We start from the raw sequence: 20,782 nt of genomic DNA, 5'->3' as shown, positions 1-20,782 counted from the left end.
TCAGGCAACCTTGCGGAAAATGACCGAGGCGTTGGTGCCGCCGAAACCGAAGCTGTTGGACATCACCACGTCGATCTCCATGGGCTTGCCCTTGTGTGGCACCAGATCGATGGCGGTTTCGTGTTCCGGATCGTCCAGATTGATCGTCGGCGGCGCGATCTGGTCGCGGATCGCCAGCACGCTGAACACCGCCTCAATGGCCCCGGCCGCCCCCAGCAGGTGGCCGGTCATCGACTTGGTCGAGGACATGGCCAGGTTCTTTGCATGGTCGCCGACCAGACGCTCGACAGCGCGCAGCTCGATCCAGTCGGCCATGGTCGAGGTGCCGTGGGCATTGACGTAGTCGATGTCCTCGACCGCGATCCCGGCACGCTTCACCGCCGCCTTCATGGCGCGATAGGCCCCGTCGCCGTCCTCGGACGGCGCGGTGATGTGGAAAGCGTCGCCGCTCATGCCGTAGCCGATGATCTCGGCATAGATCCGGGCGCCGCGCGCCCTGGCGTGCTCGTACTCCTCCAGCACCAGAACGCCGGCCCCCTCGCCCATGATAAAGCCGGCATGGCCCCGGTCATAGGGGCGCGACGCTGCCTCGGGCGTGTCGTTGTAGGCGGTGCACAGGGCCTTGCAGGCCAGGAATCCGGCGATGCCCAGGGGCACGATGGAGCTTTCGGCCCCGCCCGCCACCATCACATCGGCGTCGTCGAAGGCGATCATCCGGGCCGCGTCGCCAATGGCGTGGACACCGGAGGCGCAGGCCGTGACCACAGCGTGATTCGGGCCCTTCAGCTGATGCCGGATCGAGATCTGACCGCTGGCCAGGTTGATCAGGGCGGACGGGATGAAGAAGGGGCTGATCCGGCGGGGCCCTGACTCGGCGAGAATCTGGGCGCTGTCGGCTATGGGACCGAGGCCGCCGATACCCGCGCCCATCATGACGCCGGTCCGTTCCTTGTCCTCGTCGGTCTCGGGGTGCCAGTTCGCGTCGTTCAGCGCCTCGTCCGCCGCCGCGATGCCGAACAGGATGAAGTCGTCAACGCGCTTCCTCTCCTTGGGCGTCATGATCGCGTCGGGATCGAAGCTGCCGGGCACGTCCGGCCCGCCGCCGCCCCGCCCGTCCACGCTGGGCACCTCGCCCGCGATGGTGCAGCCGTAGCCTTCCGTATCGAAGGCGGTGATCGGACGGATGCCGGAGCGCCCCTCGACGATGCCCTTCCAGCTGTGCTCGACGCCAGTGCCCAGGGGGGTGACGAGGCCGAGACCGGTGACGACGACGCGACGCATGCTTTCGCGCTCCAGCAGAATCCTGATTCAGAAACAGTAATGGCCGCCGGGCCGCTCCGCTAGGAGGGCCGGGCGGCCATCAACTGCCGTTAGACCGAATGCGCTTAGGCGGCGGTCTTTTCGTCGATGAACTTCACAGCGTCGCCGACGGTCTGGATGTGCTCGGCGGCGTCGTCGGGGATTTCGATGTCGAACTCTTCCTCGAAGGCCATGACCAGTTCGACGTTGTCGAGCGAGTCAGCGCCCAGGTCGTCGATGAAGCTGGCCTTTTCGGTGACCTTGTCCGGATCGGCGTCCAGGTGGTCGATGACGATCTTGCGGACGCGTTCCAGGGTATCGGACATGGGTGTCTCTGCCTTTTAGAGGCCGCCCGGGGCGGCGTTGTAATCTTGGTTTGCCGTCTCACGGCGGCCCCGTTTGCGCAAGAGGCAACGCCTCGCTGACCCAACCGGTTGCCGACGCTTTAGCACACCGCTCGCGGTGGGAAATAGGCCGTAACGCATCTTGAGCGGCGACGGCGCGGTCGCGCGACTTGAGGCAGGCCAGGTGGGCTATCGCGCGGTCGCGCTGCTTGAGCCGGGTGCTATCGGCGTGGACGATTGACCCACCACACCAGACCCCCGCCGACGATCGCCATCGGAGCCCCGTAGATCGCCCAGATGATATGGCCGGTCATGAAACTGCCCGGCAGGATGTTGAACCCCTGAAGCACCCAGATGACGCCGATCAGCAGCAGCGGACCCGCGAGAATGGTGGCGAGGTAGCGGAGGACGATCATCGGGATGTTCCTTCGGCGATCAGATCATCGCCATGCCGCCATTCACATGCAGTGTCTGGCCCGTGACGTAGGCCGCTTCGTCGGATGAAAGATAGACGGCCGCCGCCGCGATCTCGTCGCCGGTGCCGAGGCGGCCGGCCGGGATGTTCCGGAGGATGCCCTCGCGCTGCTGCTCGTTCAGCACATCGGTCATGGGCGAGGTGATGAAGCCCGGGGCGATGCAATTGACCGTGATGCCGCGCGATCCGACCTCCTGGGCCAGCGACTTGGAAAAGCCGATCATGCCGGCCTTGGACGCCGCATAGTTGGTCTGGCCCCCGTTACCGGTGACGCCGACGACCGAGGTCACGCCGATGATACGCCCCGACCGGCGCTTCATCATCCCCTTCATGGCGGCGCGGCTCAGGCGGAAATAGCTTTCGAGGTTCACGGTCAGGACCGACTGGAAGTCCTCGTCCTTCATGCGCAGCAGCAGGCCGTCCTTCGTGATTCCCGCATTGGCGACCAGGATGTCGAGGCCTGCGCCCGCGACCTCCTCGGCGACGCCGACCAGGGCATCGACCGAGGCCGGATCCGACAGGTTGGCGGTGGCGAAATGCGCCCGCTCGCCGAGTTCCTTCGCCAGTTCGGCCAGCACGGCCTCACGCGTGCCGGACAGGACGACGGTCGCGCCCTGGGCATGCAGCGCGCGGGCGACGGCCCCGCCAATGCCGCCCGTGGCCCCGGTGACGAGGGCGGTCTTTCCGGTCAGATCAAACATGAGTGTCTCCGTAGTGACGAGTGTTTAGTGGCGAGTGGCGAGAAGGGCGGCGATTGAACTCGTCACTCGTCACTCGTCACTGCCTTCGCGAAAGCCTCGATGTCTTCGGGGCTGTTCAACGCCAGGCTTTCCGCCTCCGGCGCGATCCGCCTGGCCATGCCGGTCAGGACCTTGCCCGAGCCGATCTCGACGAAGCGGGTCACGCCGCCTTCCCCGGCCATCCACATCATGCTCTCGCGCCAGCGGACACGGCCGGTGACCTGTTCGACCAGCAGGCGGCGGATCGTGTCGGCGTCGGTCTCCGGCCGGGCCGTGACGTTGGCGACGACGGGCACGGACGGCGCGGTCAGGTTTGCGGACGCCAGGGCGGCGGCCATTTCGTCGGCGGCGGGCTGCATCAGCGGGCAGTGGAAGGGGGCCGAGACGTTCAGCGGGATCGCCCGCGCGCCCAGCTCCTTCGCCTTCTCAATGGCCCGATCCACGGCGGCCTTGTCGCCCGAGATGACCACGTTGCCGTTGTTGTTGTCGTTGGCGACCACGCAGGTGCCGATTTCGGCCCCGGCCGCAGCGGCTTCCTCCGCGAGGGCCAAGTCCGTCTTCGGTCCGATCAGCGACGCCATCGCCCCCTGCCCGACCGGCACGGCCCGCTGCATGGCCTGACCGCGCAGCTTCAGCAGTCGCGCCGTGTCGGCGATCGAAAGGGCCCCAGCCGCCGCCAGCGCCGAATACTCGCCCAGCGAATGGCCCGCGACGAACGACGCGCGCGCCACGGACACGCCGAACTCCCTGTCCAGCACCCGCATGACCGCCAGCGACACCGCCATCAGGGCGGGCTGGGCATTTTCGGTCAGGGTCAGCTGATCCTCCGGCCCGTCGCGCATCAGACCCGACAGATCCTGACCCAGCGCCTGATCGACCTCGGCGAAAACCTCACGGGCGGAGGCGAAGGCGTCGGCCAGCGCCGCGCCCATGCCGACGGCCTGACTGCCTTGTCCGGGGAACAGGAGGGCGAGGGTCATAAGGAGGGTCCATTGTTGCCTGAGAAGCGCGGAGGGGTAAGCCGGTTGCCGCCTCCGGGCAACCCGGCCGACTTGACGAAAGGCGGTCGAGAGACGACGTTTCGGGCATGGCCCAGGTCGCGATCCAGCTGTCCGACGAAGACCTCGAACGCCTCAAGGCGCGCGCTGAGGCCAATGAGATCACGCCGGAACAAGCGGCGGCGGATTTCGTCCGGGATTCGCTCCACGCCCGCGATCCGTGGCTCGGCTTCGCCACCGAGGGTGAGTATCTCGCCTGGATTCAGGAAGGCATTGATTCAGCCGACAACGAACCGTTGCTCGATGCAGATATCGTCTTCGCCGAAATGCGGGCGCGCTTGACCGATCTCTTGGCCAAACAATCCCGGTGAACATTGAGTTCGCCCAGCGTGCCCTTCAGGACATGCGGGCGCAGACAGACTTCATTGCGGGCGACAAGCCGGGCGCGGCGCTCATGGTCGCGAGCCGGATTGAATCCAGTATTCGAAATCTCTCAGAGTTTCCGAACCTGGGCCGCGCCGGCAGTCGGGCGGGCACACGCGAGCTTCGGGTGCCGAAGACGCCCTTCATCGTTGTGTACCGGATCGCCAAAAGCAAAGTGGTCATCCTCCGCATCCGTCACGCGGCCCAGAACTGGCGCTGACCCTTTCAGTCCTTGCCCCCCGACCCCTTTTCCCCTATACGCGCCCGCTTTCCAGGGCTTCGGTCCTGATGCGGAACACCAAAGGGTTCGGGAAGTCATTCCGACCGCCGCTTCAGGATCCATCGTGGTTCGGACTTCACCCGGTCCGGTCGCGCCGACGCCCTACAAGGGAGACTGACGAATGGCTCTTTACGAGCACACGGTCATGACGCGCCAGGATATCAGCGCGCAACAGGCCGAAGCCCTCAACGACACCATCAAGGACCTGATCGTCGCCGGCGGCGGAACGGTCGCCAAGATCGAATACTGGGGCCTGCGCAACCTGACCTATCGGGTCAAGAAGAACCGCAAGGCGCACTATTCCCTGCTGGCCATCGACTGCCCCCCGCCCGCCATGGCCGAAGTCGAGCGCCAGCTCGGCATCAACGAGGACGTGCTGCGCTGGCTGACCGTCCGCGTCGAGGAACTCGACCTGGAACTGTCGCCACTGCTGGCCCGCCGCGAGCGCGAGCGTGAACGCGATCGCGAACGCACGCCGCGTGAAGACGCCGACGTGGCCGCGTAAGGAGGATTTGAACCCATGACCGATACCACCTCCACCCCCGGCATGCCCGTCGGCGCCGGCTCCGGCCGCCGTCCGTTCAATCGTCGCCGCAAGGTCTGCCCGTTCACGGGCGAAGGCGCGCCGAAGATCGACTACAAGGACGTCAAGCTGCTGCAGCGCTACATTTCCGAACGCGGCAAGATCGTGCCCTCGCGCATCACCGCCGTGTCCCAGATCAAGCAACGCGAACTGGCCAAGGCCATCAAGCGCGCCCGCTATCTGGCCCTCCTGCCCTATGTGGTGAAATAAGATGAAGGTCGTTCTGCTCGAACGCGTCGAGAACCTCGGCGCCATCGGCGACGTCGTCACCGTCAAGGATGGCTTCGCTCGCAACTTCCTGCTGCCGCGGGACAAGGCCCTTCGCGCCACCTCCAAAAACCTGGAGAAGTTCGAACTCGACCGCGTCGCCATCGAGGCCCGCAACGAGAAGAACAAGAGCGAGGCCCAGAAGATCGCCGACAAGATCGACGGTCAGTCCTACGTCATGATCCGCCAGGCGGGTGAGACCGGCCAGCTGTACGGCTCGGTCTCCGGTCGCGACGTCGCAGAGGCCGTCCAGGCCGAAGGTGGCAAGGTCGAACGCTCGCAGGTCGTCCTGAACACGGCGATCAAGACCCTGGGTGTTCACGAGGTGCTGGTTCGCCTGCACGCCGAGGTCACCGCCACGGTCAAGATCAACATCGCCCGTTCCGCAGACGAGGCCGAGCGTCAGGCCAAGGGCGAGGACGTCATCAAGTCGGCCTACGACGAAGACCGCAATGCCGCCGCCGAACAGGCCCGCGACATGGTCGAAGGCGGTGCCGGCCAGCAGGACGGTCTCGGCTCCGAGGCCTGATCGCCGACCCTATTTCCGCTTATCGGGCGGAATAGAAAACCTGAAGGGCGTGCCGCAAAGGCGCGCCCTTCTTCGTTTCTGCACTGCGTCCCTTCCATGTCAAAAATGCAACGGCGCGCCGACGAAGACAATTCCCGTCCTTGACCTGCGCTCGAGGCGAACCCAGCTTGCATGGCACCGGACCCTGAGCTCCGTCGGCGCAAAAATCTTGCGCTCTTGGTGCGCTGTGGGTCCGTCCGCACCAGCCGGTGCTGAACAGTTTCGCTTGGTTACGCGGCGGTCGCGCCGTTCCTCCCCTTCGGTCGTCAGGTCCAGAACATGCTCAGAATAACCAGCCGCTCCCTCCTGCTCGGGTTCGCATCCGCCGCGACCCTGCTCGCCTGCCCGCTCGTCGCCTCCGCGCAGTCCGCGCCGCCGCAGGATGACGCCAGCCAGGTCGACGAAATCGTCGTCACCGGGACCCGCACCGTCGGCCGCAGCCGCCTGGACACCATCGCGCCGGTGGACGTGATCAGCGCCCAGACCCTGACCCGTACGGGCACGGGCACCGAGACGGCCGCTGCCCTGGCCAATGCGGCACCGTCTATCAACTTCCCGCGCCCGGCGATCTCGGATGGCTCCGATCACGTCCGTCCCGCCTCGCTGCGCGGCTTGGCCCCGGACCAGACCCTGGTCCTCATCAACGGTCAGCGCGGCCACGTCAGCGCCCTGGTCAACGTCAACGGCAGCCTGGGACGCGGCTCGACCGCCTTCGATCTGAACACCATACCCTCGGTCGCTCTCGGCTCCGTCGAAGTGCTGCGGGACGGGGCGTCCGCCCAGTATGGGTCCGACGCCATTGCCGGCGTGCTGAACCTGCGCCTGCGCGAAGCTGACTCGGGTGGCGGCCTGACTTACAACTACGGGCGGTTCGACACGACCTTCACGACCGCGCGTGGCGATCACAAGGCCGAGGATGGCGAACAGCAGTCCTTGGCCGGTTGGATCGGATTGCCGCTGGGCGACGACGGCTTCATCACCTTCGCTGGTGAGTTGCAGACCCGGGACCCTACGAACCGCTCCGACTACGCCGCGCCATCGGCCGTCAACGGCGGAGCCTCCAACCAGGTCATCGGCCGTTTCGGTGACCCGGACGTGCAGAGCCAGAGCCTTTGGTTCAACGCCGGCAAGCCGTTGAGCAATGACTGGACGGCCTATGCGTTTGGCGGCGTCCAGCACAAAGCCAGCTCGTCCGCCGCCACAGCGCGCGCTTTCAACGAGACCCGCAACGACATCACCATCTATCCGAACGGCTTCCTGCCGCTGATCGAGACCGAAATCGTCGACAAGAACATCTACGGCGGTATCAAGGGTCCGGCCTTCGGCATCGATTGGGATCTGTCGGCCGGATATGGCAGCAACGCGCTGGACTACCGCGTCGTCAACTCGCTGAACCGCACTTATGGCACGACGTCCCAGCGTGAGTTCGATGCCGGCGGCCTGTCCTACGACCAGTTCACAGTCGGCATAGACGGCGTGAAACCGCTGGACATCGGTCTGTATGAGCCCCTGAACTTTGCTTTCGGCGTCGAATACCGGGCCGAGAACTTCGAGGTCACGGCCGGCGAGCCCGCGTCCTACAATCAGGGCCCTCAGATCGTCATCCCGGGCACGACGACAGCCAACCCGCTCGGTTCACAAGGCTTCCCCGGCCTGTCGAACAAGAATGCCATCAAGGTCGACCGTAGCAATTACAGTGCCTTCGTCGATTTCGAGGGCAAGCTGACAGAGGCCTTCTCCTTCGGTCTGGCGGCCCGCTATGAGGACTATTCCGACTTCGGCGATACCCTGACCGGCAAGGCTTCGGCCCGCTACGACTTTACTCCCGGCTTCGCCATCCGCGGGGCCGTGTCTTCGGGCTTCCACGCCCCGGCGTTGCAGCAACAGTATTTCAGCTATACGGCGACCAACCTGTCGGCCAGCGTGGTGGGCGGCGTGCCCGTCGTGACCCTGGCCGAGAACAGCACCTTCCGTGTGGATGATCCGGTGTCCCGCATCCTGGGCTCGAAGCCTCTGGAGGCTGAAACCTCGGTCAACTACTCGCTGGGCCTGGTCTTCCGTCTGGGTGCTGTGGATCTGACCGTCGATGCCTATCAGATCGATGTGAACGACCGGATCGCCTATTCGGAAACCCTGGGCGGCACGGGCGGCGCACGTCCCGGCCAGACCGTGGCCGAGCGTGATGCGATCCGTGCATTCCTGACCGCTAATCTGCCTGGAACCAGCGTCAGCGGCGTGCGCTTCTTCGTCAATGGCGTGGACACCACGACCAAGGGCATTGACGTCGTCGGCCGTTATCGCCTGCCGACCGACTATGGTCGCTTCGATTTCACGGTCGCCGGCAACTACAACGACACCAAGGTCAACTCGACCCCGCCGTCAACCAGCGCCCTCGCGTCCTCACCCTTCTTCCTGTTCGACCGGGCCAACATCCTCGCGTTCGAGGACGGCACGCCCGAGAAGAAGGTCGTGTCCAGCCTTGACTGGTCCCTGGGTGGATGGTCCGCAACAGCAAAGGCGACCTATTACGACAGCGTCCTGATCGCCAATAACAGTCCGAGTCTGGATTACGAGACCGGTTCGGACACCCTGATCGATCTGGAGGCGCGCTACGAGTTGCCTATCGGTGTCGGCCTGGCCGTGGGCGTGACCAACCTGACCGACGAGTATCCGCAGTTCACTCCGGCGGCGATCAACGGGTCGACGGGATCAACCGGCTTCCCGCAGTACTCGCCCTATGGCTTCAACGGTCGCTTCGTCTACGGCCGCGTGAGCTACAACTTCTAGGCCTGGAGACAGGACCGGAACGGACACGGCGCGGAGAGCGATCTCCGCGCCGTTTTCATGTTCGCGCCTTGGTTTCGCCGCCGTGCTACGCTGCAAAGCTTGGCCAGACTTGGAGGGACCCAATGAGAACTATCATCATCGTGGTCGCGACAGCGTCCATTCTCGCTATTGCCCTCCCTGCCGCCGCCCAGACGCGGACCCTGGACACGTTCGTGACCGAGGCAAACAGGGTGCCGTTGAATCCGACATCGGCCTTGCGCTCGGACGCGCGTCGTCTGATGCGGGAGGCGAATACCGCCTTCACCAACGTCGGCGACGAAGTGCGCGCTGCGCGGGCGGCCGGACGGACACCGCCCGCCTGCCCGGCTGAGCGCATTACGGTCAATGCGCGCCAGTTGCTGAGCTTTTTGAACGCCATCCCGGCCGAGCGTCGGCGTCGCATGTCGCCGACGGACGGCATCCGTGCCTGGATGGCGGATCGCTATCCCTGTCCGGCCGGCTGAGCCGCGCCCCGAACTGATCCGTCTGGGGATTTTCCAGCGGTCCACAGACGGGCCGAATCGATCCCCGGCCAAGGCCATATCCAAGGCTGTCGCAGGGGCGTGCGAGGGGTATGCGTTAACCCGATGAACGCCTTTTCCCCCTCCTTCGCCCCCGACTCTTTCGGCGCGGTTCCGATCCCGTCCCTGCCGCATAACCTGGAGGCCGAGCAGGCGCTTCTGGGTGCGCTGATGTTCGACAATGCCATCTTCGAGAGGCTGTCGGACCGCCTGCGCGGGTCGCATTTCTACGAGCCCTTCCATCAGCGGCTGTACGACGCGATCGAGGATCACATCCGCCAGGGCATGCTGGCCGAGCCCACCATCCTGATGGAGCGGTTCAAGCAGGACCCGGCCTTCGCCGAGTTCGGCGGCCTGCGCTATCTCGCCGACCTGATGGACCGCGCCCCGCCGGGGGCGAACGCGCCGGACTATGCCCGCGTGGTCTACGACCTGGCCCTGCGTCGCGATCTGATCCGTATCGGCGGGGAGATCATCAAGGAGGCTCCGGACCCGGAGACGCCCGCGATCGAGCAGATCGAACAGGCCGAGCTGACCCTGTATTCCCTGGCCGAAACCGGCGCGCCCTCTTCCGGCTTCGTCAGTTTCTCGACGGCGCTGGCCGGTGCCGTGCAGATGGCGGGCGAGGCCTATCAGCGCGACGGGAAGCTGGCAGGTCTGGCCACCCATCTGGACGATCTGGACCAGAAGCTGGGCGGTCTCTATCCCTCTGACCTGTTGATCCTGGCGGGCCGCCCGTCGATGGGGAAGACGGCGCTGGCGACCAACATCGCCTTCAACGTGGCGCGCAACTATCGCTGGGAGCCGACGCCGGATGGCCGCAAGACGGTCTCGGGCGGCGTGGTGGCCTTCTTCTCGCTGGAAATGAGCGCCGAACAACTGGCCATGCGGATTCTGGCCGATGCGTCGGGCGTCTCTTCCGACCGCCTGCGCAAGGGCGAGATCGATGCCTCGGACTTCGGCAAGGTGCGGGACGCGGCCATCGAGATCGGCGAGAGTCCGCTCTATATCGACGCCACCGGCGGCCTGGCCATCTCCAAGCTGGCGGCACGCGCCCGCCGCCTGAAGCGGATGGAACAGGGGCTGGACCTGATCATCGTCGACTATCTGCAGCTCATCACCGTGGGCGAAGGCAACGGCCAGAAGAACCGGGTGCAGGAGGTGTCGGAGATCACCGGCGGCCTGAAGGCGCTGGCCAAGGAGCTGAACGTCCCCATCGTGGCCCTGTCGCAGCTGTCGCGTCAGGTGGAAAATCGCGAGGACAAGCGGCCTCAGTTGTCCGACCTGCGCGAATCCGGCTCGATCGAGCAGGACGCGGACTGCGTGATGTTCGTCTATCGCGAAAGCTACTACCTCGGCCGCACCGAGCCGCGCGAAGGCACCGAAGAGCATCTGAAATGGCAGGAGGACATGGACATCCTGCAGCACCAGGCCGAGGTCGTCATCGGCAAGCAGCGTCACGGCCCGATCGGCATCGTGAAGCTCAGCTTCGACGCGGACACCACGCGGTTCGGCAATCTCGCCCGCGATGGACGCTACTCAAACTTCAGGGATATTCCGGAGTAGAGTCGGGCCCCTTGTCGCTCCCATCGACGCGCCGCATCCACGGCCCTCCCGATGGGTGAGAGATTAGCCTCAATCGTCCCGGTGAACCCGCTCGCGACGCTCGTGACGTTCCTGGGCTTCGACCGACAGGGTCGCGGTGGGACGGGCTTCCAGACGGCCGAGGCCGATCGGCTCGCCGGTGTCTTCGCAGTAGCCGTAGGACCCGTCCTCGATCCGGCGGAGCGCATCCTCGATCTTGGAGATCAGCTTGCGCTGGCGGTCGCGGGTCCGCAGCTCCAGGGCCCGGTCGGACGCCGAGGAGGCCCGGTCCAGCAGGTCCGGATGGTTCTCGGTCTCGGCCTTCAGATTGACGACCGTACCCTTGGATTCACGCAGAATATCGTCTCGCCAGGCCAGCAGCTTATGCTTGAAATAGGCGAGCTGCCGTTCGTTCATGAACGGCTCGTCGTCCGAAGGCCGGTAACCGGATGGTTCGTCCGACGGAACAGAGGCCAATGCGGTCATCGCACTCACACTCAAAACAGCGCCCCCCATGGCGCAAGACGGCCTATAGGCAGGGTTGGTGACTCACGGCAACCATCATCGCGCGTCCGTGATCGCGGCCAAGCTCGCTTGTCACCGACTGCGTGACATTTCTTCATCACCCGGCTCGACGAACCCGGGATTTGACCGGCATTTCCGGGGTTTATGTTGCAGTGCGGCGAACTTCGGCCTTGGCCAGTTCGACAGCGGCGCGCAGGTCGATCTGCTGCAGCAGACCCGTCAGCGTCTCATCCGGATCGTCGGGACGCTCTTCGCGCAGACCCCGCGCCATGCGCTCCAGCGCGCCCTCCCCCGCCTCGCCCGACAGCAGGGCCAGTTTCAGCTCGTCCAGGCGGTCCAGCAGTCCGGCTCCGCGCCGGACGGCACGGCGTCGACGCTCGGTCGCGGTCTCCACGCCCTGCAAGGCCATCAGGGCAGAGACATCGCTGACCCCCGATGCCGAAGAAACGGCTTGCGATGAAGCCGTCGCCGGGGCGGACACGCCCTGGGACAGGGAAAAGCCGCCGCTCGCGCGTACGGGCCGCTGACCGGTGGCGGGACCGGTACCCGAGGGGCCAGTGACCTTCATGACGGGGTGCTCCGAGGCATGGCTCACCATCGCCAGACGTCCGTCACCGTTTGGTTAACGACGCGGCAGGATTTGCCGGGGATACCCCATACCCGCAAGCCCTTGCGCTGATTTTACGGGTTTTTTTGTCCGGCACGACTTTCGCAGCGCACGGGTGAGTCCGTCCGCCGAAAGACCACCCGATGCAGAAGTTGCTGACCGCCCTCCTCGCTCCGCTCGCCCTGGCATTCGCCGTGGCCGGACCGGCGTCGGCTCAGTCGCGCATCAAGGACATCGCCTCGATCGAGGGCGTGCGCACCAACCAGCTGGTCGGATATGGCCTGGTCGTTGGCCTGGCCGGCACGGGCGACAGCCTGCGCAACTGCCCCTTCACCCGCCAGTCACTGGAAGGGATGACCGAGCGGCTGGGCGTCAACATCCGGGGATCGAACGCCAACTCCAAGAACCTGGCCGCCATCATGGTGACCGCCGACCTGCCGCCCTTCGCCACGCCGGGCGCGCGGGTCGATGTGTCGGTCTCCAGCCTGTGCGACGCCAAGAGCCTGCTGGGGGGCACCCTTCTGGTCACCAGCCTCCAGGGCGCGGACGGCAATGTCTATGCCGTGGCCCAGGGCTCGGTACAGACCGGCTCCGTGTCCGGTTCCGGCTCCTCCGGCTCGTCGGTGACGCGCGGCGTGCCGACCGCCGGCCGAATCGCCTCGGGCGCGACGGTCGAGCGCGAGACGGGCTTCAACCTGGACAGCCTTCAGGAAGTCCGCCTGACCCTACGCAACCCCGACTTCACCACAGCCCAGCGGATCGCCGCCGCCATCAATTCGACCTATCCCTCGACGGCCCTGGCCGAGAACGGGTCGGTCGTCACCCTGCGGGCCCCCGCGCAACTGGGCATGGCGGCCTTCATCAGCCGGGTCGAGAACATGCCGGTCGCCGTCGATACCCCCGCCCGGGTCATCATCGACGAGGTCAACGGCGTCATCGTCATGGGCGAGAACGTCCGCATCTCCACCGTCGCGATCGCACAAGGGAACCTGACCATCTCGGTTCAGGAAAGTCCCCAGGTCAGCCAGCCCGCCCCCCTCAGCCAGGGCCAGACCGCGGTCGTCCCGCAATCCGACGTCACGGTCGAGGAGGAACTGGGCCGCGAGATCCGGCTGGTGAACGGGGCGACATCCCTGTCCACCCTGGTCAACGGCCTGAACGCCCTCGGCGTCTCGCCCCGCGACATGATATCCATTCTCCAGGCCATCAAGGCAGCGGGCGCGCTGCAGGCCGAAATCGAGGTGCTGTAATGAGCGACCTGTCCATTTCCGCCGACTTGCTGGCACCGACCCCCACCGCTCCCAACGCGGCCTCCGCCCGCATGCGCGAAACGGCCGAGAACTTCGAGGCGTCCTTCCTGGCCCAGATGCTGAAACCCATGTTCGAGGGGCTGTCGACCGACGGTCCATTCGGGGGCGGCGAGGCCGAGGGCACCTGGCGCAGCTTCATGATCGACTCCATGGCCAAGCAGACGGTCAAGGCCGGCGGCATCGGCCTGGCCGACACAGTGGTCGCCGAGATGGTTCGCATGCAGGCCCAGCAGGCTCAGGCTCAGGCAGGAGCCGCCGAGTGACCTACGATCCGATCACCGCCACCGCCCACCTGCGTCGCCTGACCGATCTGACCGACCGGCTGACGGCCAGGCTGGAGGCCGAAACCGATGCCTTCGCCTCACGCCGCCCCCAGGACGTGACCACAAGCCTGGCCGAGACCCAGGAACTGGCCAATCTTTACCGGCGCGAGTCGGCCCAGTTGAAATCGAACCCCGGCTTGCTGTCCGCCGCCCCCGTCAGCGAACGCATGAGCCTGATCAAGGCGACCGAGACGTTCGAGGCCGTCCTGGCCATTCATGCCCGAACCGTCGAGGCGGCGCGCACCATCTCCGAGGGCCTGGTTCGCGCCATCGCCCAGGAAGTCGCTGGTGCCCGCGCGATGGGCACCGGCTATGGCGCATCCGGCCGCGCGGCGGCCGGTGACGGCCGCGCCGTGACCTTGAATCGCACCGCCTGACGGGAGCGAGACCGGGTCGAACGCTATTTTAACGACGAGTGTCAGGTGAAGTTTAAGGGCTGTATGGCAGATTGAACTCATGTCGATCCGCACGCGACTTCTGGGATTTGCCTTCGCGGCCTCCGACCTGCTGGTCGAGCTGGCTCCGGGTGGCAAGATCGTCTTTGCCACGGGCTCCGGTCCGTCAAAGGACATTCCGGCCGAGACTCTCGTCGGATTGTCCATCTTCGACGGTGTCGGCAAGGCCAGCGCCAAGGCGGTCGAGGCGGTACTCAACAAGCTCACGCCCGGGACCCGATCGCCTCCCGTCGAACTGCTGTTTGCCGCGGGTGACAACCACGTTCGTCGTGCCAGCGTACGCATGTTCCTCATGCCCGACCTGGCCCCCAACATCTCGTCAGCCGTCACCTGGGAAGGGCCGGCCTATCTGCTGCACGATCCCCAGTCGCGTCCGGCGCTGACACCGGCAGCATTCCTGGACAGGGCCCGCGATATCCTGTCCGCGCCGGGCGTGTCCCGCGACCTGGCCGTCTCGTTTGTCGACATTCAGGGCCTGCAGGCAATCGGTGCGCTCGGCGAGGCGGGCGAACGGCTGAATACCCGCGTCCAGGGCGCGCTTCAGGCGGCATCGGTCGATGGCAACAGCACAGGCCAACTGGGTCCCGAGAAGTTCGCCATGCTGCGCGATCGTTCGATTGACGTCGACCTCGCGGGCGAGGTTCGCGAACTCGGTCTCAGCGAGGGGCAAAATCTGGATGTCCGATCCGTCGATGTCGGCATCGATGTCGGCGGCGATGCCCTGAACACGCTTCGTGCCCTGCGGTTCGCGGTCGAAGGCTGCCTGAAGGAAGGCGGACTGGATCGGCCGGAGCTGACCTTCACCGCCGCCCTGGCGCGCACGCTCAAGAACGCAAGCGCTTTCAGAAGCATGGTGCGCGATCGCGGCTTCGAGCTGCATTACCAGCCCATCGTCGATCTCAAGACAGGCGCGGTTCACCACTTCGAGGCCCTGGCAAGGTTCCAGGGGACCGATGACACGGCCGACACCATCCACATGGCCGAGGAACTGGCCCTGATCGACAGCTTCGACGTCGCGGTGGTCGAGAAGGCGCTGAGCCGTCTGCGACAACCGGGCGCCGGCCTGCTGAAATTCGCCGTCAACGTCTCGGGTGCCTCCCTGGCGGATGACCGCTACGCGCAGTCCGTCCTGCGCATGACAGCAGTCCGCCCGGTGGAGCGCCGCCGCCTGATCATCGAGGTGACCGAGTCGGCCGCCCTGGCCGATGTTGATGCCGCCAACCGTCGCCTTGGAGCGCTGCGCGCTGCCGGGATCAAGGTCTGCATCGACGATTTCGGCTCGGGGTCCGCCTCATACGACTACCTGCGCCGTCTGTCGGTCGACGCGGTCAAGATCGATGGCAAGTTTATCGAAGGCGTGGAAACCGATCCGCGCGCGCGGACCATGCTCGAACATCTGGTCGAGCTGTGCCGCTCGCTCAAGGTCGAGTCCATCGCCGAGATGGTCGAGACGCAAGCCACCGCCGACATCCTGCGCGATCTCGGGGTCGACTACGGCCAGGGCTGGCTGTTCGGAAAGGCCGAGATAGAACCCCGCACCCGCCTTCATTCCACCGAACCGGCCCGCCAGACGGGAGCCGTCTGGGGCTGACGACGGCCGCAGTCCATGCAAGACTGAACGTCGTCATCGCGGGACTTGACCATGATCCGGAGCATCGCCCTCGTGCGACAGCGTTGACGCTCGCGATTATGCGTCAGCGTCAATGTTCCCACATTGTTCTTGCTGAATCACCGGGATCAATGCCCATATAGCGATGTTGCACCGGACACCTGTCCGGCCTTCCCGCGTTCCCGGAACAGATGACCGAAAAGCACAACTTCATCCGCGTGCGCGGCGCGCGCGAGCACAATCTCAAGGGCGTGGATGTGGACATCCCGCGCGAGAAGCTGGTCGTGATGACCGGCCTGTCGGGCTCGGGAAAGTCCTCGCTCGCCTTCGACACCATCTATGCCGAGGGTCAGCGTCGCTATGTCGAAAGCCTGTCGGCCTACGCCCGCCAGTTCCTGGAGTTGATGGGCAAGCCGGACGTGGACCTGATCGAGGGCCTGTCGCCGGCCATCTCGATCGAACAGAAGACCACGTCGAAGAACCCGCGCTCGACCGTCGGCACGGTGACGGAGATCAACGACTATATGCGCCTGCTCTGGGCGCGGGTGGGTGTGCCCTATTCGCCCACGACCGGCCTGCCGATCGAGAGCCAGACCGTCTCCATGATGGTCGACAAGCTGGCTGCCCTGCCCGAGGGCGAACGGCTGCTGCTGCTGGCGCCGGTCGTGCGCGGCCGCAAGGGCGAATACCGCAAGGAGATCGCCGAGTGGCAACGCTCGGGCTTTCAGCGGCTGAAGATCGACGGCGAGTTCTACGCCATCGAGGACGCGCCGACGCTGGACAAGAAGTTCAAGCACGACATCGACATTGTCGTGGACCGGATCGTCACCAAGGCGGGTCTGGAGGCGCGGTATGCCGACAGCATCCAGACCGCGCTGAACCTGGCCGACGGTATCGCTGTGGCCGAATGGGCGTCCGCACCGGAGGGCGAGGAGCCGCGCCGGCTGCTGTTCTCCGAGAAATTCGCCTGCCCCGTCTCCGGCTTCACCATCAGCGAGATCGAGCCCCGGCTGTTCAGCTTCAACAATCCGTTCGGGGCCTGTCCGGTGTGCGACGGCCTTGGGCTGAAGCTGACCTTCGATGCGGACCTTGTGATCCCCGACCGGGACAAGACCCTGCACAAGGGTGCCGTGGCCCCCTGGTCGCGCGGACCGTCGCCCCTCTACACCCAGACGCTGCAGGCCCTGTCCCGCCACTACGGCTTCTCGATGGATGTGCCCTGGCGCGACCTGCCGGATCAGGCCCGCAAGGTCATCCTGCACGGCACCGGCAGTGAGAAGATCAAGTTCGTCTATGACGACAACGCCCGCAAATACGAGGTCTCCAAGCCGTTCGAGGGGGTCATCCCCAACCTCGACCGCCGCTGGCGCGAGACCGACAGCGCCTGGGTCCGCGAAGAGCTGGGCCGCTTCCAGTCCGAAACGCCCTGCGAGGCGTGCGGTGGCAAACGGCTGAAGCCCGAGGCCCTCGCCGTCAAGATCGACGGCGAGGACATCGCCGAGATCAGCTGGCTGTCGATCTCGAAAGCCTGGCTGTGGTTCACCACCCTGTCGGAGCGGCTGACGGACAAGCAGCTGGAAATCGGCCGCCGCATCCTGAAGGAAATCACGGACCGGCTGCGGTTCCTGAACAATGTCGGCCTCGACTATCTCAGCTTGTCGCGCTCTTCGGGCACCCTGTCCGGCGGCGAGAGCCAACGCATCCGCCTGGCGTCGCAGATCGGCTCCGGCCTCACCGGCGTGCTGTATGTGCTGGACGAACCGTCGATCGGCCTGCACCAGCGCGACAACACCCGCCTGCTGGAAAGCCTGCGCGGCCTGCGCGACCTCGGCAATTCCGTGCTGGTGGTCGAGCATGACGAGGAGGCGATCCTGACCGCCGACTACGTCATCGACATGGGCCCGGCCGCCGGCGTCCACGGCGGCGAGATCTGCGCCGAGGGCACACCGGAACAGGTCATGGCGAACCCCAAGTCCCTGACCGGCAAATACCTGACCGGCGAGCGCGAGATCGAACTGCCGCCCGAGGGCCGTCGCCCGATCAACCGCAAGAAGACGCTGAAGATCAGCGGTGCCACCGGCAACAATCTGAAGAACGTCACCGGCGAGATCCCGGTCGGCCTGTTCACCTGCGTGACCGGGGTGTCGGGCGGCGGCAAGTCGACCTTCACGATCGAGACCCTGTACAAGGCGGCCGCTCGCCGCCTGCACAATGCGTCGGACGCCCCCGCCGCGTTCGACCGGATTGAGGGGCTGGAGCATTTCGACAAGGTCATCGACATCGACCAGTCGCCGATCGGGCGCACGCCGCGCTCGAACCCGGCGACCTACACCGGAGCCTTCGGGCCGATCCGCGACTGGTACGCCGGCCTGCCGGAATCAAAAGCGCGTGGCTATGGGCCCGGGCGGTTCAGCTTCAACGTCAAGGGCGGTCGCTGCGAGGCCTGTCAGGGCGACGGCCTGATCAAGATCGAGATGCATTTCCTGCCCGACGTCTACGTCACCTGCGACGTCTGCAAGGGCAAGCGCTACAACCGTGAGACACTGGAAATCGTCTTCAAGGGCAAGAGTATATCCGATGTTCTTGACATGACGGTCGAGGAAGCAGGGCAGTTCTTCAAGGCTGTGCCGCCGATCCGGGACAAGATGCTGACCCTGACCCGCGTCGGCCTGGACTACGTCAAGGTCGGCCAGTCGGCGACGACCCTGTCGGGCGGCGAGGCGCAGCGGGTCAAGCTGTCGAAGGAGCTGTCGAAGCGTGCGACCGGCAAGACCCTCTACATCCTGGACGAACCCACGACCGGCCTGCATTTCGAGGATACGCGCAAGCTGCTGGACGTGCTTCAGGAACTGGTCGAGGCGGGCAACACCATCGTCGTGATCGAGCACAATCTGGATGTCATCAAGGTCGCCGACTATCTGCTCGACTTCGGTCCAGAGGGCGGCGATGGCGGCGGCGAGATCGTCGCGGTCGGCACACCGGAGCAGGTCGCGGCGAATGACGCCAGCTGGACCGGACGCTATCTGAAGGAAGTGCTGGACCGGCACGAAACCCGCCGCAAGGCGCGGGTCGCGGCATTGACCGGCGAGACCATCAAGCCGAAGCGGGCGAAGCCGAAGGTCTGACCGGTCTGGTCAGGCCTTCGCCAGGCCGCCGTGCCGGGCGAAACCGCCGCGCACGACCAGCACGACGACGCTGATCAGAAGCACGGCGGTCACGACCACACTGCCTTCCGGCCCGAAGGCCCCGCCGGTCAGCCACCAGGCGGCGCCGTCGACGGCCTTCAGGTCGACGATCGACGGGGTGACGTTGACGACCTCGCCTGAGACCTCCAGCCCGAAGCCTGTGCCCAGCAGCCAGTTCCACGCCGCGTGCCAGCCGCAAACGCCCCAGATCGAACCCTCGCGCGCGGCGTACAGGCCGATGTACAGACCGAACAGGGCTATGTTGACCAGGGCCAAGGCCAGTTCCGGCGATGGCGCGATATTGCCGGCATGGGCCAGGCCGAACAGCAGGCTGGAGACCGTCAGGGCGATCACCAGTCCGTGGCGCGAGGCGATGATCCCCATCAGCCAGCCCCGGAACACGATCTCCTCGGTCGAGCCCTGCACGATGAAGCCGAACAACAGCACCACCAGCGGCGTCAGAACTGCCGCCGACAGCCCGGTCTGGAAGATGCCCGAGGCCTCGACCCGGTAGGCGCCGGTCGCCCAGATGATGCAGACGACGGCGGTCAGATAGGCGAGGCCCAGCCCGAAACCTCGCCCGAACCGGACCGCGAAATCCCCGTTTAGGCCGACATTGGCCAGCCTGCGTCGCTCGAACAGCACCACCCAGGCCAGGGTCAGAGCAGCACCCAGTCCGAAGGCGACGAACAGGATGTAGGACAGGCTGGGCCACTGCGTCTGATCCGACGGCAGGGCATGGGTGATCTGCATCGGAATGACGGCACCGAGCTGTCCCAGCACGACGAAGGCCAGCGCCAGGAAGACGGCCGCGACCGACCATGTCCTGCGTTGGCGGTCTGTTGCCGCTGCGTAGAGTTCCCGTCCGGCCATGGTGCCCGCTCCCCGTTTGACCGGATCAGGCTAGGGCCACGCACCGGTCTGGCCAAGTTAAGCCTTGGACAGGTTGACGACGATCAGTCCTCCTGCGGCAGGCCTTTCAGGCCCAGATAGGCCGCCGAGAATGGCGCATACAGCACGGCCTGCTGCAGCGCCGACACCACGGCGTTCACGACCACGAACACTGCAATGGCCGGCCCGGCGGCGCGAAGGATGTCCATGGTCGAAGACCCGTCCAGCGCGGCCAACTGGTCCAGCCCGCCGGTCGTCATCGTCAGCGGCCAGGCTACCACGCTCATCAGCGTGCCGACCAGAATGCTCATGATGAAGGCAATGAGCCCCATGCCCAGCAGGCTCAGAGCATGTCCCTTGGTCAGGGCGAAGGAGTCGAACAGGGAGATCCGCCGCTCGGCGACCGTCACCGGTACAGCCAGGCTCAGACGGACCATCATCCAGACGATCGCCGCCACGGCACCAAGGCCCAATACGATCCCCACGAGCCACCCGAGGCCCGCGTTCGCGCCGGAGGCCAGACCCGCGCAGATGCCGACCACAGTGAAGACGACCATCGTTCCGACACCGAAGACGATGGACATCACAACCGTCACCGCCAGCACCCGCAGCTCGTCGGAGCCCAGCCGCAGGTAGCCGAACGCCTTGTCCTGCGGCCTGACGACAGCCCGCGCCACGGCGGCATTCAGGATGGCTCCCAGCAGGAGACCCGCAGGCGCGGCCAGGGCGAACAGGCCCAAAAGGGTCGGGCTGAGGCTCTCCAGCTCGGCGGGTGTGGGCTCGGTGCCCTTCAGGGTCTCGGTCGCCGCCATGAAGCTGGCCAGGCTGGAGCCGAACACACCGAAGAAGGCCGCAAGGAACACCAGATACAGGGCTGCCCAGAAAACCACCGCCAGCGGGTGCCTGCGCACCATACGAAAGCCCTCGAACGCTGCGTCTGTGGCCGAAAACGTCATCGAATCCCTCCGG

The 20,782-nt window shown here is 65.8% G+C and carries 22 protein-coding genes; 13 read left to right on the top strand and 9 right to left on the bottom strand.

Translation table 11 applies throughout. The features are described from left to right. The 5 genes from fabF to fabD all read right to left on the bottom strand — a co-directional run bounded on the left by fabF (position 1) and on the right by fabD (position 3,838). Positions 1 to 1,281 carry a beta-ketoacyl-ACP synthase II gene (fabF, locus tag O3139_RS07015; RefSeq protein ID WP_269516296.1) on the bottom strand — a complete coding sequence of 427 codons (1,281 nt, stop codon included), beginning with the start codon at positions 1,279 to 1,281 and terminating at the stop codon, positions 1 to 3. A gap of 104 nt (positions 1,282 to 1,385) precedes the next feature. Next, entirely contained in the window at positions 1,386 to 1,625 is a 240-nt protein-coding gene (locus O3139_RS07010) for an acyl carrier protein (protein WP_013270001.1), read from the bottom strand. 239 nt (positions 1,626 to 1,864) lie between these two features. Continuing rightward, positions 1,865 to 2,059, bottom strand: a complete 195-nt coding sequence (locus tag O3139_RS07005; protein ID WP_269516294.1) for a hypothetical protein — start codon at positions 2,057 to 2,059, stop codon at positions 1,865 to 1,867. A 19-nt stretch (positions 2,060 to 2,078) separates the two neighbouring features. After that, entirely contained in the window at positions 2,079 to 2,819 is a 741-nt protein-coding gene (fabG, locus tag O3139_RS07000; RefSeq protein WP_269516293.1) for a 3-oxoacyl-[acyl-carrier-protein] reductase, read from the bottom strand. Positions 2,820 to 2,881: 62 nt separating this feature from the next. Beyond that, a complete protein-coding gene (gene fabD / locus O3139_RS06995; RefSeq protein WP_269516292.1) occupies positions 2,882 to 3,838 on the bottom strand; it encodes an ACP S-malonyltransferase in 957 nt (318 codons plus the stop codon). Between the two features lie 107 nt (positions 3,839 to 3,945). On the opposite strand from fabD, the gene O3139_RS06990 reads away from it, so the two are divergent. The 8 genes from O3139_RS06990 to O3139_RS06955 all read left to right on the top strand — a co-directional run bounded on the left by O3139_RS06990 (position 3,946) and on the right by O3139_RS06955 (position 10,890). Further along, positions 3,946 to 4,227: a hypothetical protein gene (locus tag O3139_RS06990; protein WP_209321057.1), complete on the top strand. Its 282-nt coding sequence runs from the start codon at positions 3,946 to 3,948 to the stop codon at positions 4,225 to 4,227. Next, positions 4,224 to 4,499, top strand: coding sequence for a type II toxin-antitoxin system RelE/ParE family toxin (locus tag O3139_RS06985; protein ID WP_269516291.1), 276 nt, complete (start codon positions 4,224 to 4,226; stop codon positions 4,497 to 4,499). The genes O3139_RS06990 and O3139_RS06985 overlap by 4 nt, the downstream gene beginning before the upstream one ends. A gap of 181 nt (positions 4,500 to 4,680) precedes the next feature. Beyond that, complete coding sequence (gene rpsF, locus O3139_RS06980) at positions 4,681 to 5,064, top strand: 30S ribosomal protein S6 (RefSeq protein ID WP_269516290.1); 384 nt, start codon at positions 4,681 to 4,683, stop codon at positions 5,062 to 5,064. A 15-nt stretch (positions 5,065 to 5,079) separates the two neighbouring features. Next, a complete protein-coding gene (rpsR, locus tag O3139_RS06975; protein WP_209321060.1) occupies positions 5,080 to 5,352 on the top strand; it encodes a 30S ribosomal protein S18 in 273 nt (90 codons plus the stop codon). Position 5,353: 1 nt separating this feature from the next. Then, on the top strand, positions 5,354 to 5,938 hold the full coding sequence (gene rplI / locus O3139_RS06970) for a 50S ribosomal protein L9 (protein WP_269516288.1): 585 nt from the start codon (positions 5,354 to 5,356) through the stop codon (positions 5,936 to 5,938). A 318-nt stretch (positions 5,939 to 6,256) separates the two neighbouring features. Then, the gene (locus O3139_RS06965; RefSeq protein WP_269516287.1) at positions 6,257 to 8,764 is read left to right on the top strand and encodes a TonB-dependent receptor plug domain-containing protein; all 2,508 of its coding nucleotides are present in this window, start codon (positions 6,257 to 6,259) and stop codon (positions 8,762 to 8,764) included. Positions 8,765 to 8,886: 122 nt separating this feature from the next. Continuing rightward, complete coding sequence (locus tag O3139_RS06960; RefSeq protein WP_269516286.1) at positions 8,887 to 9,267, top strand: hypothetical protein; 381 nt, start codon at positions 8,887 to 8,889, stop codon at positions 9,265 to 9,267. 123 nt (positions 9,268 to 9,390) lie between these two features. Then, on the top strand, positions 9,391 to 10,890 hold the full coding sequence (locus O3139_RS06955) for a replicative DNA helicase (protein WP_269516285.1): 1,500 nt from the start codon (positions 9,391 to 9,393) through the stop codon (positions 10,888 to 10,890). A 69-nt stretch (positions 10,891 to 10,959) separates the two neighbouring features. Here the strand turns inward: O3139_RS06955 and dksA are convergent, their stop codons facing one another. After that, positions 10,960 to 11,394 carry an RNA polymerase-binding protein DksA gene (gene dksA / locus O3139_RS06950; RefSeq protein WP_269516284.1) on the bottom strand — a complete coding sequence of 145 codons (435 nt, stop codon included), beginning with the start codon at positions 11,392 to 11,394 and terminating at the stop codon, positions 10,960 to 10,962. 181 nt (positions 11,395 to 11,575) lie between these two features. Continuing rightward, positions 11,576 to 12,001 carry a flagellar assembly protein FliX gene (locus tag O3139_RS06945; protein ID WP_269516283.1) on the bottom strand — a complete coding sequence of 142 codons (426 nt, stop codon included), beginning with the start codon at positions 11,999 to 12,001 and terminating at the stop codon, positions 11,576 to 11,578. Between the two features lie 182 nt (positions 12,002 to 12,183). Here O3139_RS06945 and O3139_RS06940 point away from each other — a divergent pair, with 182 nt between their 5' ends. From O3139_RS06940 to uvrA, 5 genes are all read left to right on the top strand, one after another. Further along, positions 12,184 to 13,290 (top strand): flagellar basal body P-ring protein FlgI, encoded by a 1,107-nt coding sequence (locus tag O3139_RS06940; protein WP_269516282.1) that lies wholly within the window; start codon positions 12,184 to 12,186, stop codon positions 13,288 to 13,290. Next, a complete protein-coding gene (locus tag O3139_RS06935) occupies positions 13,290 to 13,613 on the top strand; it encodes a rod-binding protein (protein ID WP_269516281.1) in 324 nt (107 codons plus the stop codon). Before O3139_RS06940 ends, O3139_RS06935 begins: the two co-directional genes overlap by 1 nt. Beyond that, positions 13,610 to 14,050 (top strand): flagellar basal-body protein FlbY, encoded by a 441-nt coding sequence (locus O3139_RS06930; protein WP_269516280.1) that lies wholly within the window; start codon positions 13,610 to 13,612, stop codon positions 14,048 to 14,050. The genes O3139_RS06935 and O3139_RS06930 overlap by 4 nt, the downstream gene beginning before the upstream one ends. Before the next feature lie 79 nt (positions 14,051 to 14,129). Further along, positions 14,130 to 15,719 (top strand): EAL domain-containing protein, encoded by a 1,590-nt coding sequence (locus O3139_RS06925; RefSeq protein WP_269516279.1) that lies wholly within the window; start codon positions 14,130 to 14,132, stop codon positions 15,717 to 15,719. Positions 15,720 to 15,928: 209 nt separating this feature from the next. Continuing rightward, a complete protein-coding gene (gene uvrA / locus O3139_RS06920) occupies positions 15,929 to 18,862 on the top strand; it encodes an excinuclease ABC subunit UvrA (protein WP_269516278.1) in 2,934 nt (977 codons plus the stop codon). A gap of 9 nt (positions 18,863 to 18,871) precedes the next feature. Here uvrA and O3139_RS06915 read toward each other — a convergent pair whose 3' ends face one another. Further along, positions 18,872 to 19,795 carry a CPBP family intramembrane glutamic endopeptidase gene (locus O3139_RS06915; protein ID WP_269516277.1) on the bottom strand — a complete coding sequence of 308 codons (924 nt, stop codon included), beginning with the start codon at positions 19,793 to 19,795 and terminating at the stop codon, positions 18,872 to 18,874. 83 nt (positions 19,796 to 19,878) lie between these two features. Further along, the gene (locus O3139_RS06910; protein ID WP_269516276.1) at positions 19,879 to 20,769 is read right to left on the bottom strand and encodes a hypothetical protein; all 891 of its coding nucleotides are present in this window, start codon (positions 20,767 to 20,769) and stop codon (positions 19,879 to 19,881) included. Positions 20,770 to 20,782 lie beyond the last annotated feature (13 nt).

The organism is Brevundimonas subvibrioides, from assembly GCF_027271155.1.
In the GTDB taxonomy this organism is placed as follows: domain Bacteria; phylum Pseudomonadota; class Alphaproteobacteria; order Caulobacterales; family Caulobacteraceae; genus Brevundimonas; species Brevundimonas subvibrioides_D.
This window is presented reverse-complemented; position numbering and strand designations above follow the sequence as displayed.